The organism is Paenibacillus sp. RC84 (genome assembly GCF_041260495.1).
Lineage (GTDB): Bacteria > Bacillota > Bacilli > Paenibacillales > NBRC-103111 > Paenibacillus_F.
On the sequence record NZ_JBGBYL010000005.1, the window covers coordinates 1 to 14,906 of the forward strand.

Genomic DNA, 14,906 nt, shown 5'->3' on the forward strand with positions numbered 1-14,906 from the left:
CTTAACGCAGCCGCTTAACGCAGCCGCTTAACGCAGCCGCTTAACGCAGCCGCTTAACGCAGCCGCTTAACGCAGCCGCTTAACGCAGCCGCTTATGTACTGCCGGCAGCCAGCGACTACTTGATCACGAGCACCGGAATTTGCGCATGCTGGACGACATAGTGGCTGACGCTTCCGAGCACCCACTCACGCACTCCGCTCAGGCCGCGGCTGCCGATTACGATCAGATCCCGCCCGGTACGCTCGGCGTGTTCGAGAATGGCCCGGCCCGGGTTGCCGTTCAGCAGATAAACCTCGGCCGGCTGCGAAAGTGAAACCAAACGCTGCTTGGCATCGTCTTTAATTTGTTCGGCCAATTCGTAATATTCTCCGGACATGCCGGCAGGGGTGGAAATGAGGGCTTCACCGACGACAAGGTTAGGCATGTTCGCCACATGGACCACTTCAAGCTTGGAGGACGGATTGCTTTTTGCAAGTCCGACGGCTTTTTCCAACGCTTTTTTCGATACTTCAGAACCATCATACGCGACTAAAATATTCAAGAATTGCATGATCGTCACCTCTTTGGCATAATGAATTAGGGAAGCTGTCGAATTTTTAACTTATTTGTAACTCTTTACTTCGTATTTCTCACTATAATTATACCGTCTACCGAACTATAATGAAATCGTCCGCATCATACTCCTGTCTATACAATTCCATGGAACTGTATACCATACTCAAGAATTGAGGTTTTTAATTATGTCCGACCCTATTAATCCGAATTCAACCCCCGTTTCCGGTACTGATTCACGTAAATCCAAACTTAAAAAGAAAGCCAAATGGCCCTTATGGAAAAAAATAGCCGTAACCGGCGGCATTATCGTTCTGCTTCTTGTCATCGGCATCGGCACGTACGCCAGCTTTCTCATCAGTAAAGCCAATAACATCATCGACACGGTAGGAACGAAGGAAGTCGTCGCTCCGAAGGATTCCGCCAAAGTCAAACCGATCAGCATCTTGCTGATGGGCGTGGATTCGCGGAAAGAAACCGGCTCGCTGAACAGCGATGTGATGATGGCCATTTCGATGAATCCCGAGACGAAGTCCGCAACGATCGTCTCCCTGCCGCGCGACCTTGAAATGAAGCTTAAGAAGAACGGCGATTCTCATAAGGCTAACTATTTTTACCCGCATTTCACGTTAACTGAACCGGAAACCGCCATGAAAAAGACGAAGGAGTTTTTCGGCAACTTTTTTGAGATTCCTTTCGACTACATGGTGACCATCGATTTCGAAGGATTTAAGCAGGTTGTCGACCAGCTCGGCGGCGTGACGGTCGATGTGGACCAGGATATGTACTATGTCGACAACTGGGACGGCACCAGGATCGATCTCAAGAAAGGCGTTCAGAAGCTGGACGGTAAAAAAACGCTCGACTTCGTGCGTTACCGGAAATCGAACCCCGGTTCGAAATTCGAAACCCAGGAATCCAGCGATCCCGCGCGCAACGCGAGACAGCAGCAGGTTTTGAATGAAATTCTTAAAAACCTGAAAAGTCTGGGCGGCGTCACGAAAGCTTCCGGTATTCTGGAAGCCGTCGGGAACAACCTGAAAACGGATATCCCTGCCAGCCAGATTCATGATATGATTTCCCAATATATCACAATCGATACACAAAATATCGAACTCATTCATATGGACGGAGACTGGATCAGCCCTTATATCGTCGTGAAGGACGAAGAACTCGCACAAGCCAAAAACGCCTTAAAGCTCCGTCTGGATCCGAATTGGGTGCCGAGCAGCAGCCCGAATTCCACAAATTCGTCTAAAGGCACGGATAATAGAGGAAACAACACCGATTCGGACGGGAAAATAACTCCGACGCGCACGCCGAAGCCGACGGGCGTCCCGACTCATACGCCGAAGGCGACGATCAAACCGACGCCGACATCGACGCCGAAATCGTCCGTAAGGCCGAACCCGACTCCGGAAGACGATGACGTTGTACCGGGCCTGACACCGGAGCCGACCCGCAAGCCGGGCGGCAGCGTCACTCCGGTTCCGACAGGTAAGCCGATGACCACACCGAAAAATTCGGAGGCCCCTAAACCGACGCCGACTCCGCAAAACCAGGAAACGACGCAAAAAGCAGGATGACATCTTAAATCCCCGCACTTCTCGTTACGAGAGTTGCGGGGATTTCATTTTCCGGCGCAGAAGATTGTGAACTTTTTCCCCTGAGCTTGTGTAGGAAAAGAAAGTTGCGGGTAATATCAACAGGAGAGAAACTAAAAAGGATGAGGTGTTCGTGATGAGCAAACATATTCAAGCCTATTTCCGCACGGAAAACGATGCGGAGGATGTTCGTATCCGGCTTCAAACCTATTCCGTCGAGCAGCTTGAAGTCGGGGAGACTCAGGGACGCGTCTCACGGACCGGTCTGATTGCGCCTCCGGCCTTTGCAGGCGGGACGTCCGGAGCCGTCGGCGTGCCGGGTGCGACGATCGGCACCTCTCCGAGTCCGGGCGGCTTCATACCGGTCCGGGCGGCGGAGGATCGTCACGATCCCGACCGAACCATCCGTGGCGAAGACGATGGGCCGCTGGGGGATCTTATCTTTGGCGAAGGCGACGATGACGCCGAAAATCTGCGTTATGTGCTGACGGCCAAGGTGCGGGATTCCGACTATACGGAAATCGTGGAGATCATCCGCAGCAACAAGGGATACGTTGAATCGATAGATTGAAACCAGATAAACGAAAAGGAGTGGAACAACCATGAGTAAAATCGCATTTTTGCTGGCACCCCAATTCGAGGATTCTGAAATGCAGGAGCCCTATGAAGCCTTAAAGGCCGACGGACACGAAGTCGTCATTATCGGATTGAAGCAGGGAGAACTGCTTGCCGGTAAAAACAAGAAAGCCGAATATACGGCCGATCAGGGCATCAAAGAAGCCAAACCGGACGAGTATGACGCCGTCGTTATTCCAGGTGGTTCTTCACCGGAAGGACTGCGTCTGGATGCGGACATTCAAACGTTCGTGAAAAAGATCGACGAGGCCGGAAAGCCCGTTGCCGCTATCTGCCACGGACCGCAGATTCTGATCAGCGCCGGTCTGATCAAAGGCCGGAAGCTTACGTCCTATCCGCCGCTTCAGGACGATGTGCGCAACGCCGGCGGGGAATTCGCCGATCAGGAAGTCGTGATCGACGGCAACTTGATTACGTCGCGGACTCCGAAGGACGAGCCAGCGTTTATCGCCGCCATCAAAAAGGCGCTTTAAAGATTTTTCTTTCATAGAACAGGAACGTCTGCGGCGCAAGCTTGCAGGCGTTCTTGTTTTTCCTATATGATGGGGGTATCTCATCCGAAGGAGAAGGTATTTTTATGTTGTTCGTTCGTCAAGAAAGCTTCAAAGAGTACATACGCCGGTACCCGGTGACAAGCCTTCTGGTCCTTATCCATGTGGTGCTGTTTGTGCTGATGGAGGTAAGCGGCTCGTCGACAAGCACGAGAACGCTCATCGAGTACGGAGCCTTATTTTCCGCACCGGGTTTTGTCCCCGAGTGGTGGCGCTTCTTCACCGCCATGTTCTTACATATCGGCTTGTCCCATCTGCTGTTTAACAGCTTCGCCTTGGTTATTTTCGCGCCGCCGCTGGAACGGCTGCTGGGCAGTGTCCGGTACGCGGTCTTTTACTTAGCCAGCGGGGCGCTGGGCAGCGCGTTCTCCTATTGGCTGCACACGGACGCTTATGTCGCGGCGGGGGCTTCCGGCGCCATTTACGGAATTTATGCGGCCTATCTTTATCTGGCCTTATTCCGCAGGCAGCTTCTGGACCAGCAATCGAGACAGACGGTCATCATTATTCTGGTGAGCGGCCTGCTGTTTTCCGTGATCGTGCCGAATGTGGATCTATACACGCATCTGGGCGGTTTTCTGGCCGGTTTTATCCTGTTTGCCTTGTTCGTGGAATTTATCAAACGCAGCGGCAGAAGATAGAAGGGGCTTGATTCGAAGGCAGCTCCGGATAACCGAAAAAAAGAAGCGGGACTTCTGAGCCCCGCATCGGCTGCAACCGAAAGAAGACTCCTGCAAGGTTCCATAGAACCGGACAGGAGTCTTTTCTATTTGCTTTTAAAGGATAAAAATTAAGATTTCAGCACATCGTGGTCCACATAACGCTCGCCGTTCAGCTCGCTGACGATATTAATGGCCGCCTTGGCGCCGTCGCCCGCCGTTACAATCGTATGTACGCTCATGCCGGCAATCGTGCCCGCCGCCCAGATGCCTTCCACGCTCGTTTTGTTGTTCGCATCCGTTTGAACGATCGTTTTGATCCGCGGCTCTGTGCCTGGAATCGTCGTGACTCCGATTTTATCGGCAAGATCGGCCAGGACTCCGGTCGCGAGCAGGACGTGTCTGGCTTCGTAGCTGCCCTGATCCGAAGTGACGAGAAAGCCGTCATCCTGCTTGTCGACAGATTCCACTTTGCCTTCGGCAATTTCCGCGCCGAACTTGGCCGCTTGTTTCTTGCCCAGCTCCACCATGTCGGGACCGCTGATTTCGGCGACTCCGTAATGGTTCTCGATCCAGGCGCGTTTCGTCATGCTCTGCCCGCTGTCGATAAGGAGCGTCTTTTTACCCGCTCTGGCGGTAATCAGTCCGGCACTTGCACCCGCAGGGCCCGCTCCGATAATAACAAGATCGTACATGCTCTTCTCTCCTTCGTATGGCAAAATAAAGACTCTAATCCAGTATAGCGGATCGGCAGAAGGAAGAAAAGCAGGCGCTTACATCGTAGATCAGGCCGAGTTTCCGAGACGCACGCCAACCTATTGAGGAATTATACAGCCCTAGGGCAGGACCCGAGGCAGACCCGAAATGTGGGTTTTTGTCTCCCTGCATGTTATGATAGGAAGAGGATTCATCCACAGTAAACAGTGAAAAACCTTGAAAAGAAAAGGTGATTAAATGAACAACCGGCTCAAACAAATCAGCGATCATATGGAACAAAACAACCTCGATGCCGTTATCATTACAGTTCCGCGGCACGTGTATTATTTGACGGGATTCGTCTCCGACCCGCACGAGCGCTTCTTGGGGCTTATCCTTCCGAGAGGAGAGGAGCCGTTTCTGCTCGTACCGGCTCTAGATGCGGAAGCGGCCGCGCAGGCGTCCTCGGTACAGCGGATTCATACGCACAGCGACACGGACTCTGCTTATGAAGTGCTTCGCGGACTGCTGCCGGCTTCGCTTGTCAGCATCGGCATCGAAACCGAGCACTGGACCGTCAGCCGCTTTGAAGAACTGAAGAGCTGCATTGGAGTCAGCCGGGTTTCTTCGGTAGACGAGCTGCTGCGGGATATGCGGGTCATTAAATCCGAAGGCGAAATCGGCCTGATGAAGGAGGCCGTGACGCTTGTGGAGGAAGTGCTGAGGCGCGGCCTGCAGAAGGTGGCTGTCGGCGTGACGGAAATCGAGCTGGTCGCGGAACTGGAGTTCCAGATGAAAAAACTCGGGGCCCAGTCTCCTTCTTTTTCAACGATGGTCCTGACCGGTCCGGCTTCGGCGCTGCCGCACGGCGTTCCCGGAACGCGTAAAATCAGCCGCGGGGATCTGCTTTTATTCGATCTCGGCGTTTATTTGAATGGCTATGCGTCCGATATTACGCGCACCTTCGCGGTGGGAGAAGTGTCGGAGGAACAGCGCCGCATTTACAATGCGGTCCTGGCCGGCAACGAAGCGGCCATTCAAGCCGTCCGGCCGGATGTTACCTGCGCGTCCGTAGACGCAGCCGCAAGAAACCGGATCGAAGCGGGCGGCTACGGCACTTATTTTAACCACCGGCTCGGCCATGGACTCGGACTCGACGTTCACGAGTATCCATCTGTTCACGGAAGAAACGAGGCGATTCTGAAAGCCGGCATGACGTTCACCATTGAGCCCGGTGTTTATGTGCCGGGTGTGGGCGGAGTCCGTATCGAAGACGACGTTCTGGTTACAGCCGGAGGAGTCGAGGTGCTGACTTCCTTCCCTAAACAGTTGACGGTTCTCGAAGGCTGATCTGCTTCGGCGAAAGCTTGCCCCAGGTATTCTTAGCGGAATAACGAGGCAGGCTTTTTTTGCATTCGATTAATTCTAGGCCCATAAGGTTAAACATACATAATGAACAAAAGGAGAGGATGTGACAGCCATGCATGGATGGCGTAAAACCATGAATATTGCCGGCCTCCTCTTAGTTCTGGTCGTGAATACGCTGGCTCAAGTGCTGCCTATTAACGGAGTGACCACCGGGGAAATATCGGACCGGCATCATACATATGTTACTCCGGCCGGGTATGTTTTCACGATATGGAGCATCATTTATCTGGGGCTGATCGGGTTCGTCATTTACCAGGCCCGCAAGGATACGGGCAACCGTCCGGCGGTGGAACGGATCAGCTACTGGTTCGTCGTCAGTTGTCTGCTGAATTCGGCCTGGATCTTTCTGTGGCATTATGAAAAAATCGGCTGGAGCACGCTGGTCATGGCCGCCCTTCTGCTGACGCTTATCGCCATCTACCAGAGAATCCGCTACGGCCTGGAATCGCGGGCGATCGGGGAGTACAGCTTCGTGCAAGTTCCCTTCAGCCTGTATCTGGGCTGGATCTGCGTGGCTTCCATCGTAAACGTCACGGTATGGCTGCAGGACTTGGGCTGGAACGGATGGGGGATCGATCCCCGGATGTGGGCCGTCATTCTGCTGACGGCGGCAGGCGTGCTGGCTGTCGCTTTCAGCTACGGGAAGAAAGACGTGCCTTTCGCGTTGGTTTTTGTCTGGGCCTTCATCGGCATTGGCGTCGAACAGCAGGCGGACACATGGGTACGCAATGCGGCTTGGTCACTGGCCGCCATCGTCGGAGCGGCAACCTTATGGCTCCTGGCCAAAGTGATCCGGGACCGCAAAAGATGGGATCAGTCCTATATCAGCCGGTAATGAAAATCTATTCGGGAAGCTTCTCTTGAAAAAGAGAGCTTCTTTTTTTGCAACCTGTCGAAATAAGATGAAAAAGGAGGTAATATCCAAAATAATGTAATATATAAGAAGAATATTCCAAAAAGTCCAAAATGGTGTTACAATACGTGTAATCGGATTGGCAAACAGGGGAGAAAATAACAGGAGGTGATTAGCGGCTCAGCTTAACCTGCTCGGATGTTCTCCGTTTTTGTATGTCTGGAGCTAGTTTACACCTGAAGGAGGAAGATGACGGTGAAAAGATCTCTTCGCTCAAGCGGGCTGCTCCGCAGAACGCTGTTTGCTGTCCTGCTTTTGTCCGTTGCGGCTGCGGGCTGCCTTCCGCTGTACGGGCTTGCCGGCGCCGCATCCGGCTGGGCTGCGGCCGAGGCCTATTCGCGGCACTCCGGACCTTACGGAGGCATCGCGGTTCCGCCCGACGACCCGAAATCCGGGCCTGCCGATCAGGACCCTTTTCGTTCGGCGACCGGGCCCGGGATCCCTCTGCTTCCGCAGATGTCTCTTGACGTGACGGTAAATGAATCCGTTTACGGTCCTCATATCAAGCTTCCCGACGGAACTCTGCACCCGGTAGCCGGAATGGATCAGGAGCGCAAAGAAGACGCTCTGACCGTGTATACAAGCACGTACGGAACGTATACATCTCCTTTCGATGACCGGACAATCGAGCTTATTGTGACGGAAGGCATTATCGTTGACAAAATCTCAGACGGTAAAAAAGGAACCTATCTGCCCCCGAACGGATACGTTCTTTCGGGCACCGCAAGTACAAAGGCGCTTCTGCAGCAGCTGAATGTGGGAGACAGCCTTACCGCCGTGAACATAAAAATTCCCGTCTTGCCGACGAAGTATGTAAAGGTCGGCGATTTAATTATCCCCGTGGACCGGGTTAACGGGCCGCGGAATCAGAGCGAAGCGGTACTTTTCGACCCGGGGTACGGAGCCTCTACCCGCACGAATCCTTGGGGAATCGAAGTGACTTTCCAGAACGGCCGGGTCACGGGAGTTAAAGGAATTCTTATGGATTCCGGCGGAAAATTTATCGACAACGACTCGCCGATCCCCAAGGGAGGTTACGTCCTTTCCGTGCAGGCGGCAAGTCCTTATTACGCCGATCTGCTGGCTCTGGCGGCTCCGGGACTGGCCATATCGATGGAGCTGAATGCCTATCCCATGTATTTTGCGTCCAAAATGGCCTATGACGCGTTTAATCCCCGGACGAGGGAAGACAATCCGGCTGGCTGGGACGATACGAACAATAAGCCGTATCCCGGGCATCGCGGAGCAGAGCAACTGATCGTGTACGACAGCAGCTATGGCGCCTCCACCGGTACGAATCCGTGGGGAGGGGAGGCTGCCGTGAACGCGGACGGCAAAATCATAAGCAGCGGAGGCAACAACCGGCCGATTCCGGCAGGGGGATACGTTCTTTCCGGACACGGCTCCAAAATGGCTTGGCTTTCGCGCTATGCGGCCATTGGGGCGACCGTGAAGATCAACCGGGCGGAAAAGCAGGTGCTGCTTATTTTTACCCCGCAGTCTTATCTGGATAAGGCGCGGTTAACCGCCGCAACTGCGGAGCAGGCACTGGAAGAATCCAAACGCCGGTTTATGGATGTTCCTTATGAGGAAATCTCCAAAGAAATTCAGCAGGTGAAGCAGTTGGAGATACAGGCGGGCAAGCATCTGGAGGAAAAAGGCGTTGAAGGGCTGACGGAAGTGCTGGCGGAGCTGGATGGAAAAGCAACGCGCGTTCACTACATAAATGTGGAGTCTAGAACCGTTGAAAACCGGGGAATCTGGATTCGGCCCAAAGAGAAGTCTCTGGAGGAAGTTAAACGGGCGCTGGATAAGATAAAGGCGGCTCACCTTAACTCCGTTTATTTGGAAACGTTCTGGAACGGGTACACCATCTACCCGACCAAAAACAACATAACGGCTCATAATCCCATGTACGGCGGTTTTGATGTGCTTCAAGCTTATTTGGAAGAAGGGAAAAAACGGGGCATCGAAATCCATGCCTGGGTCGAAAACTTCTTCGTGGGAGGGCCGGAACCGGGGCCGATCGTGGAACGCAAGCCCGAATGGTCGCTGCTCAGCCGGAAAGGCCAAAATTATCAGGAAGATGCGTCCAGCGGATTCCGTTATTATTTTATCAACCCCGCTTTGGATGAAACGCAGGACTTCCTGATCGACGTCTATAAGGAGCTGCTCTCCAAATATGACGTAGCCGGTCTGCACCTTGATTATGCGCGCTATCCCGGTTCGGGAGATTTTACGAACGATTTCGGATATGACGGCTACACCCGGAGCTTGTTTCAAAAGAAATACGGAACGGATCCGCTCCTTCTGCACCCGGGAGATGCGCTGTGGGCGCAGTGGGTGGATATGCGAGTCGGGTTCGTCGACAAATTTGTGTTCCGCCTGGCCAAGGAAGTGAAGAAGTGGAAACCCCAAGTAAAGCTAACCGCTGCGGTATGGCCCGAATATGAAATTGCACGCGGAGACGTGCTGCAGGATTCGATGAACTGGGTGAAGCACAACCTGATCGACAACGTGTTCCCGATGTCCTATAAACTGGACACATCGCTCGTTGTGGCGGATGCGCGCAAAACGTTCGAGATCGCAAAGGATAAATCGTATGTGACGATCGGCGTCGGCTCTTTTATCGATCTGACCAAGGACGCGTTCATCGATCAGATCACTTCGAGCCATGGGCTTGGAATCAGCGGCAGCGCCGTGTTCGAGTATGAATCGTTTTTCGATCAGGGCTATGACAAAAATACCGTCCTGGGCGTGTACCGGAATGAAGCGGTCGTTCCCGACAGAGATCCTGCCCGGTCGATTGCGGCTGTACTTGCAGGACAGAAACGGAAAGTAAAGGAGCTGTATGTCCCTTTTAAAGGGATGGATGCCCGCAAAGCCGGCCGGTATACCGATGAGATCGAAGAAATCGTTAAAAAACTGGGCGGCGAGAAAAATCCCCGGCTGAATCCCGGCCGTCTGAAGCAGGTAAGGAAATCGCTGGCATCCCTGGTTAAGGATATTTTGTCCGATAGCCGTTTGAATGCCGAAGTTAAAGAACGGATGCTGTACGATTTGAAGGGAGCCCTGCGGATTGCCGAAATTACGGCGGCCAAATCGGGGAAGGGCGGGAAAAATGCCGATGAAGCGGATGAATTCAATGAAACCGGGGTGACCCATGCGGAAGATGAGGCCGGTGAGGCACATGAGTAGGCAAGGGCAGCAAGGCGGGACCGGAAAAGCCGGAAGAACCGGAAGGTTAAACAGACCGTATGTGGTTTCAGAAAAGGCTGCAGACATAAGCTTTTCAATCCTTTAGAGGAAGAGAAGAGGTGCAGATCCATGAAATTTACGTTTGCGGTATTGTCCGATATTCATGTGGTAGCATGGGACCCCGAGTCCCACCGCCGTTTGGAAGTCTGCCTGAAAGATTACGCATCCATGAAGCATCCGCCCGAGTTTATCGTGATTAACGGGGATTTAACCGAGGGATTCGCCGAGGATTATACGGTATTAAAACGTATTTTGTCCGAACATGTCCGCGTTCCCGTCTATGTGACGAACGGAAACCATGAATATTACCGCATGTGGTATAAGGACGGGAGTTTTAGCGTGGATACGTTCCCGAACGGATGGTCGACGGCGGAAGCGATGGCAAGGTTTCTCGGCTTTCTGGGAAAGCCCCTGCCCTATTACGACCTTCGTCTGAGGGGGCTGCGCTTCGTCTTTATGAGCGCCGAGCGCTACCGCGACACCGATCCGGCTATCCGGGAGGACGCCTGGATCAGCGACGAACAGTTCGCCTGGCTGGAGCGGATTCTGCGGGAGGAATCCCCTCCGCGCCATGCCGAAGCGCAAAGCCGGGCCGAAACGGCCTCTGCGTCCGAGGCGGAACCGGCAGCCCTTGAAGCCGTCGGACCCGTACGCGGCGAAGCGGAGACTGCGGCTTCCCCGGGAGAGGAAGAGGCCGGTCTGCAGCCGTCGGATTCCGCGGCGGAAGAAACATACCGTCCGCATGGCCGGGAGCGGCCGGTGTTCGTCTTCCTGCATCAGCCGCTTCCTCACACGGTGGCGGGAAGCTATGATCCCGGCGAGAAGGGGGTCGTGCAGGATGTGCGGCTTAGAGAGCTGCTGGGCCGGCACCCGAACGTGTGCTTCTTCTCGGGGCATACCCATTACACGCTGGCCAGTCCGGGGATTTATTTCGAGGACGGCTGCTCTCATATGGGGACCTCCTCTGTCCGCAGGCCCATCGGAGACGGCATTGACCCCGCCGCGCCCGTTGAAAGCGAAAGCGTCCTCGTCGAGGTGGCGCCTCATTCCGTAACGATCCGCGGACGCAGGCACAATACGGGAGAATGGCTGTCTTCGGCACGATTTGTTAAGCGATACTGATTAGCCGCGGAGCCGGACCGGAAATTTGCGAAGCGATCCGCCGCCGGGAAAACGGGGAAAGCCGCCTTTAGCAGAGCGTTCTGCATAAAGGCGGCTTTTCGGTTCAAGCCCGGGCTATTTCAAGGGGGGTTACAGCGGAGTGATGGTCGGCCATGCGAGTTCTACGCCGTTCCAGGACAAAATGTTTTGCAAGCCTTCCAGTTTCGTCTTGTCCGCATGCACTTCACGGGGCTGATACCCGTTCTGTACGCAGTAGCCGGCAAGGAAGCCTGCGGCTTCGCCGATATTCCATTCCACCGGATGGAGACGATAGCAGCCGTTCGTGATATGGGTCGTGCCGAGGTTCTTACACGCCGGCAGGAGATTGTTGACTCGGACGGGAATGAGGCTGCCGAGCGGAATCTGGAACGGAAGGGAGGACACGTCCAGATAGTTCCGTCCCGTCATGCTCGGATGGAGATCGATTCGGTAGGCGCCGATCCCGACCGAATCCGGGAACACTTCCGCACCCTTGTCGCCTCGGATCGCCGTACTGACGTGCTGTTCCTTGACGGTGAATTCCGCCTTGATCCGGCGGGATTCCCGGATATACGGCGCTTGGGCCATACCGTCCTCGGTACCGACGACGTCGGGACGCAGACGCAAGCCGGGATAACCGGCTTTGCCGTCCGGACGCGGCGCTTCGGTCTGGAGCCAGTAGAGCAGAGAATAGCTGAGCTGCTTGGCCTGTTCGAGATTTTTCTTCGCTTCCGCTTCGGGAACGTCATAAATATTGCCGAGCCAGTAATCGTTCTGCGGCCAGTTCACGAGGGAAATATCGCTCGGGAACGTACCGGGCATAAAATTCGCCTTATCGATTACCCGGCGGTAATTGAACAGCGGATATTTCTCGGTGCCCGGAAACAGGGTATCTTCGGCAGGCTCAAGCGTCACCGGGTTTGGCGAAATCCAGCTGAGCTGCTTGTCCGGCCAGAAGTCCGCCTTATAATTGCGCCAGAACTTGTAATCTTTCGGTTTGTCGATGACATGATTCTCGCCTTCGAAATAATCCATCGCAAAACAGACGGTAAACGCCTGGATATCCTTCGGATCGGCGACTTCCGGCGCGCTCGGCTCCCCCGTATCTTTCCGGGATTCGGCGCCTGTCACATACTCGACCTTGGCGAGAGGAAGAACGTCTCCGCACTCCGTCGCGTCCAGGAAATACGGAGCGGTTAACGTATGTTTATGACCCAGATCCAAGTGCTTTACTTTGACGGCCCTGATTTTATCCCCGTCCGTCTCAGCCGCCGTAATGCGGTGGCGCGTGAGAATAATCAGTTTGCCGCTGTTTACGTAAGGAGCAAGCATCTGCTCAAGGACCGCAAGCATGGCTCTCGGTTCCGCGCACAGGCGGCTTACTCCGCCGTTGCCCGGATTCAGATTGACGATGGCGCGCGCCTCCGCCGTTAACGGGAAATAATCGCGGTAGTAAGAACGCACACCGTTGCGGAACTGCCGGAAGCTGCGGGTGCAGCCGAATTGCTCGATCCACTTGTGCTCGTCCGGCGGTACCGCCTGGCTGGTCAATTGCCCCCCGATCCAATCGGTTTCTTCCGTCATAATCACTTTCAATCCCATTTTTGCGGAAGCCAGAGCGGCCGCACAGCCGCCGACACCTCCGCCGATAATCACGACATCTGCTTTCAGTTCACGGTTCATAGTCGAATCCCTCCACAGTCTATATATTTTCCTGATATTGGAATCCTCTTTATTTTAGCAAACATATGTTCTTATTTTAATACGACCAAAGTCTCATTTTGAAGCAGGGCTTGTGCGAATAAAAAAGTAGAGACTCCTTTTTCCGGTGTCTGTTTACGTTTTTCCGAGACTTATTTCAAAAAAATTTTACAGCGGTTTAAAAAAAATAAAAGGACCTTCTAGTTTCTATGCGGGGACAAGAACGGCTATGCCTGCATGTCCTTCCGCTTGTTAAGCGAAATAAAAATCAAGCATTAAAATAAGAGTTATTTGGGTCTTTATACCCATATTAATAGTATAATATATTTCTGGAACTGATAAATTATAGTAAATATAAGTTAAATTAAAGTTGTATTCTCCATCCAAAAATCGACGATTCTCAGCATGAAAAACCCTTTGTGTGACAGAAAACTACAGAAATCGACCGTCCGGGCGTACAGGCAAACTTTGAAAAATATGGAGATGCACTAGGCAAATCGCCTAGTTTCAAGTACTATTCATGTAGAGACTAGAAAAGAAAACCGTGAACTGATTGTCTGACCGCGCAGAATGACGAAAAGGAGTCCCATCTATGAGCAAAATCGCCGATTTGAACAATTCGCTGCTGCTCCTCAACAGTATTTATTCCTCACTGACCAAATCCGAGCAGAAAGTGGCCGACACCGTATTAAAGGATCCTGAAGCTACCGTTTTCTATACGATTACGGACTTGGCGGAAAAAGCGGAGGTAGGCGAAACCTCCGTCATCCGTTTGTGCCGCAAGCTTGGCTACAAGGGATATCAGGAATTTAAACTATCGCTCGTCCAGGTGCTGGCTACGCCAAGCGAGCAGGTGCACGGCAAGATTGAGGAAAGCGACGATCTCGACCAGATCATGAAGAAAATGACCTCCCAAAACTCGCAGGCGGTGCAGAACTCGACATCTTTGCTTAACGTCCAGGAGCTGCAGCAAGCGATCGACGCTATTCTGGCGGCACGAAAAATTTTGTTTTTCGGAGTAGGGTCCTCGGGGATTACCGCCCAGGATGCCAAATACAGGTTCATGAGGCTCGGATTTAATGTGGACGCCGGTTCCGACGGCCATATTATTGCCATGAACGCGTCTTTGGTGGAGAAAGGGGATGTCGTCGTCGGTATTTCTTCGTCGGGCAGCACCAAAGATCTTGTCGACGCTGTCCGCCTGGCCAAGCAGAAAGGCGCTTACATCATCTGCCTGACCAACCACGCCCGCTCGCCGATTGCGAATCAGAGCGATGTCGTTCTTCTCGCTACGGCGAAAGAAACACCTCTGCAGGGCGGAGCCTTCTCCTCGAAGCTGGCGCAGATCCATCTGCTGGATATTCTATCTACGGCCGTTGCCATGCAAATGAAGGATCAGACGTACCGGGCTTTGGAGCACACGGCGAAATCTGTTCTGGATAAACTGTACTAATCGCTACTCCTGCGCGCAGCCGGGACCTACGGGTCCCGGCTTTTTGCTGCTCCCGGAAGGTTTTGAACCGCCAGGCGTCATCCGGGCCCGAAATTATTTCCGCGCTTGCCAGTCCATCAGCCGGATAAATTCCCGCAGGTAATCCGGAATTTTTAAATCGAATCGATCGGTCAGGCGGAAAACAAAAGCGGGAAGCTTTCTTCTTCAGTTTATAGCAGGATGGAAGGGGTGGCAAATGTTGTCAGATGAAGATAAAGTAAACCGTCGCTTGTCCTCATCAGACATGTTTCCTGCAAGAAACCCGTATAGTGTTA

Annotated in this window: 12 protein-coding genes; 9 read left to right on the top strand and 3 right to left on the bottom strand. The window is 53.4% G+C overall.

Annotated elements, in window-relative coordinates; all coding sequences use genetic code 11:
- Positions 1 to 116 precede the first annotated feature (116 nt).
- Positions 117 to 551 carry a universal stress protein gene (locus ABH899_RS12580; protein ID WP_369996512.1) on the bottom strand — a complete coding sequence of 145 codons (435 nt, stop codon included), beginning with the start codon at positions 549 to 551 and terminating at the stop codon, positions 117 to 119.
- A 190-nt stretch (positions 552 to 741) separates the two neighbouring features.
- Here ABH899_RS12580 and ABH899_RS12585 point away from each other — a divergent pair, with 190 nt between their 5' ends.
- The 4 genes from ABH899_RS12585 to ABH899_RS12600 all read left to right on the top strand — a co-directional run bounded on the left by ABH899_RS12585 (position 742) and on the right by ABH899_RS12600 (position 3,985).
- Complete coding sequence (locus ABH899_RS12585; RefSeq protein WP_369996514.1) at positions 742 to 2,139, top strand: LCP family protein; 1,398 nt, start codon at positions 742 to 744, stop codon at positions 2,137 to 2,139.
- A 154-nt stretch (positions 2,140 to 2,293) separates the two neighbouring features.
- Positions 2,294 to 2,728, top strand: coding sequence for a hypothetical protein (locus tag ABH899_RS12590; RefSeq protein ID WP_369996516.1), 435 nt, complete (start codon positions 2,294 to 2,296; stop codon positions 2,726 to 2,728).
- A gap of 31 nt (positions 2,729 to 2,759) precedes the next feature.
- Entirely contained in the window at positions 2,760 to 3,266 is a 507-nt protein-coding gene (locus ABH899_RS12595) for a type 1 glutamine amidotransferase domain-containing protein (RefSeq protein WP_218228544.1), read from the top strand.
- Between the two features lie 104 nt (positions 3,267 to 3,370).
- Entirely contained in the window at positions 3,371 to 3,985 is a 615-nt protein-coding gene (locus ABH899_RS12600; protein WP_009672828.1) for a rhomboid family intramembrane serine protease, read from the top strand.
- Between the two features lie 149 nt (positions 3,986 to 4,134).
- Here ABH899_RS12600 and ABH899_RS12605 read toward each other — a convergent pair whose 3' ends face one another.
- Positions 4,135 to 4,698, bottom strand: a complete 564-nt coding sequence (locus ABH899_RS12605; protein WP_009672712.1) for an NAD(P)/FAD-dependent oxidoreductase — start codon at positions 4,696 to 4,698, stop codon at positions 4,135 to 4,137.
- Between the two features lie 259 nt (positions 4,699 to 4,957).
- Between ABH899_RS12605 and ABH899_RS12610 the strand changes: the two genes are divergently transcribed.
- The 4 genes from ABH899_RS12610 to ABH899_RS12625 all read left to right on the top strand — a co-directional run bounded on the left by ABH899_RS12610 (position 4,958) and on the right by ABH899_RS12625 (position 11,420).
- Positions 4,958 to 6,049, top strand: coding sequence for a M24 family metallopeptidase (locus tag ABH899_RS12610; RefSeq protein WP_369996519.1), 1,092 nt, complete (start codon positions 4,958 to 4,960; stop codon positions 6,047 to 6,049).
- A gap of 130 nt (positions 6,050 to 6,179) precedes the next feature.
- Positions 6,180 to 6,962, top strand: coding sequence for a TspO/MBR family protein (locus ABH899_RS12615; protein ID WP_369996521.1), 783 nt, complete (start codon positions 6,180 to 6,182; stop codon positions 6,960 to 6,962).
- A 267-nt stretch (positions 6,963 to 7,229) separates the two neighbouring features.
- Positions 7,230 to 10,238, top strand: a complete 3,009-nt coding sequence (locus tag ABH899_RS12620; RefSeq protein ID WP_369996523.1) for a glycoside hydrolase family 10-like protein — start codon at positions 7,230 to 7,232, stop codon at positions 10,236 to 10,238.
- A 129-nt stretch (positions 10,239 to 10,367) separates the two neighbouring features.
- The gene (locus ABH899_RS12625) at positions 10,368 to 11,420 is read left to right on the top strand and encodes a metallophosphoesterase family protein (RefSeq protein ID WP_369996525.1); all 1,053 of its coding nucleotides are present in this window, start codon (positions 10,368 to 10,370) and stop codon (positions 11,418 to 11,420) included.
- A gap of 129 nt (positions 11,421 to 11,549) precedes the next feature.
- Here ABH899_RS12625 and ABH899_RS12630 read toward each other — a convergent pair whose 3' ends face one another.
- Positions 11,550 to 13,121 carry an FAD-dependent oxidoreductase gene (locus ABH899_RS12630; protein WP_009672881.1) on the bottom strand — a complete coding sequence of 524 codons (1,572 nt, stop codon included), beginning with the start codon at positions 13,119 to 13,121 and terminating at the stop codon, positions 11,550 to 11,552.
- Positions 13,122 to 13,731: 610 nt separating this feature from the next.
- Here ABH899_RS12630 and ABH899_RS12635 point away from each other — a divergent pair.
- Entirely contained in the window at positions 13,732 to 14,592 is an 861-nt protein-coding gene (locus tag ABH899_RS12635; RefSeq protein ID WP_217557397.1) for a MurR/RpiR family transcriptional regulator, read from the top strand.
- Positions 14,593 to 14,906: the final 314 nt, after the last annotated feature.

Bases quoted from the DNA above. Each gene is read 5' to 3' on its own strand.
- ABH899_RS12625 (WP_369996525.1), top strand. From the start codon at position 10,368: ATGAAATTTACGTTTGCGGTATTGTCCGATATTCATGTGGTAGCATGG.
- ABH899_RS12635 (WP_217557397.1), top strand. From the start codon at position 13,732: ATGAGCAAAATCGCCGATTTGAACAATTCGCTGCTGCTCCTCAACAGT.
- ABH899_RS12610 (WP_369996519.1), top strand. From the start codon at position 4,958: ATGAACAACCGGCTCAAACAAATCAGCGATCATATGGAACAAAACAAC.
- ABH899_RS12615 (WP_369996521.1), top strand. From the start codon at position 6,180: ATGCATGGATGGCGTAAAACCATGAATATTGCCGGCCTCCTCTTAGTT.
- ABH899_RS12590 (WP_369996516.1), top strand. From the start codon at position 2,294: ATGAGCAAACATATTCAAGCCTATTTCCGCACGGAAAACGATGCGGAG.
- ABH899_RS12580 (WP_369996512.1), bottom strand. From the start codon at position 551: ATGCAATTCTTGAATATTTTAGTCGCGTATGATGGTTCTGAAGTATCG.
- ABH899_RS12620 (WP_369996523.1), top strand. From the start codon at position 7,230: ATGACGGTGAAAAGATCTCTTCGCTCAAGCGGGCTGCTCCGCAGAACG.
- ABH899_RS12600 (WP_009672828.1), top strand. From the start codon at position 3,371: ATGTTGTTCGTTCGTCAAGAAAGCTTCAAAGAGTACATACGCCGGTAC.
- ABH899_RS12605 (WP_009672712.1), bottom strand. From the start codon at position 4,698: ATGTACGATCTTGTTATTATCGGAGCGGGCCCTGCGGGTGCAAGTGCC.
- ABH899_RS12585 (WP_369996514.1), top strand. From the start codon at position 742: ATGTCCGACCCTATTAATCCGAATTCAACCCCCGTTTCCGGTACTGAT.
- ABH899_RS12630 (WP_009672881.1), bottom strand. From the start codon at position 13,121: ATGAACCGTGAACTGAAAGCAGATGTCGTGATTATCGGCGGAGGTGTC.
- ABH899_RS12595 (WP_218228544.1), top strand. From the start codon at position 2,760: ATGAGTAAAATCGCATTTTTGCTGGCACCCCAATTCGAGGATTCTGAA.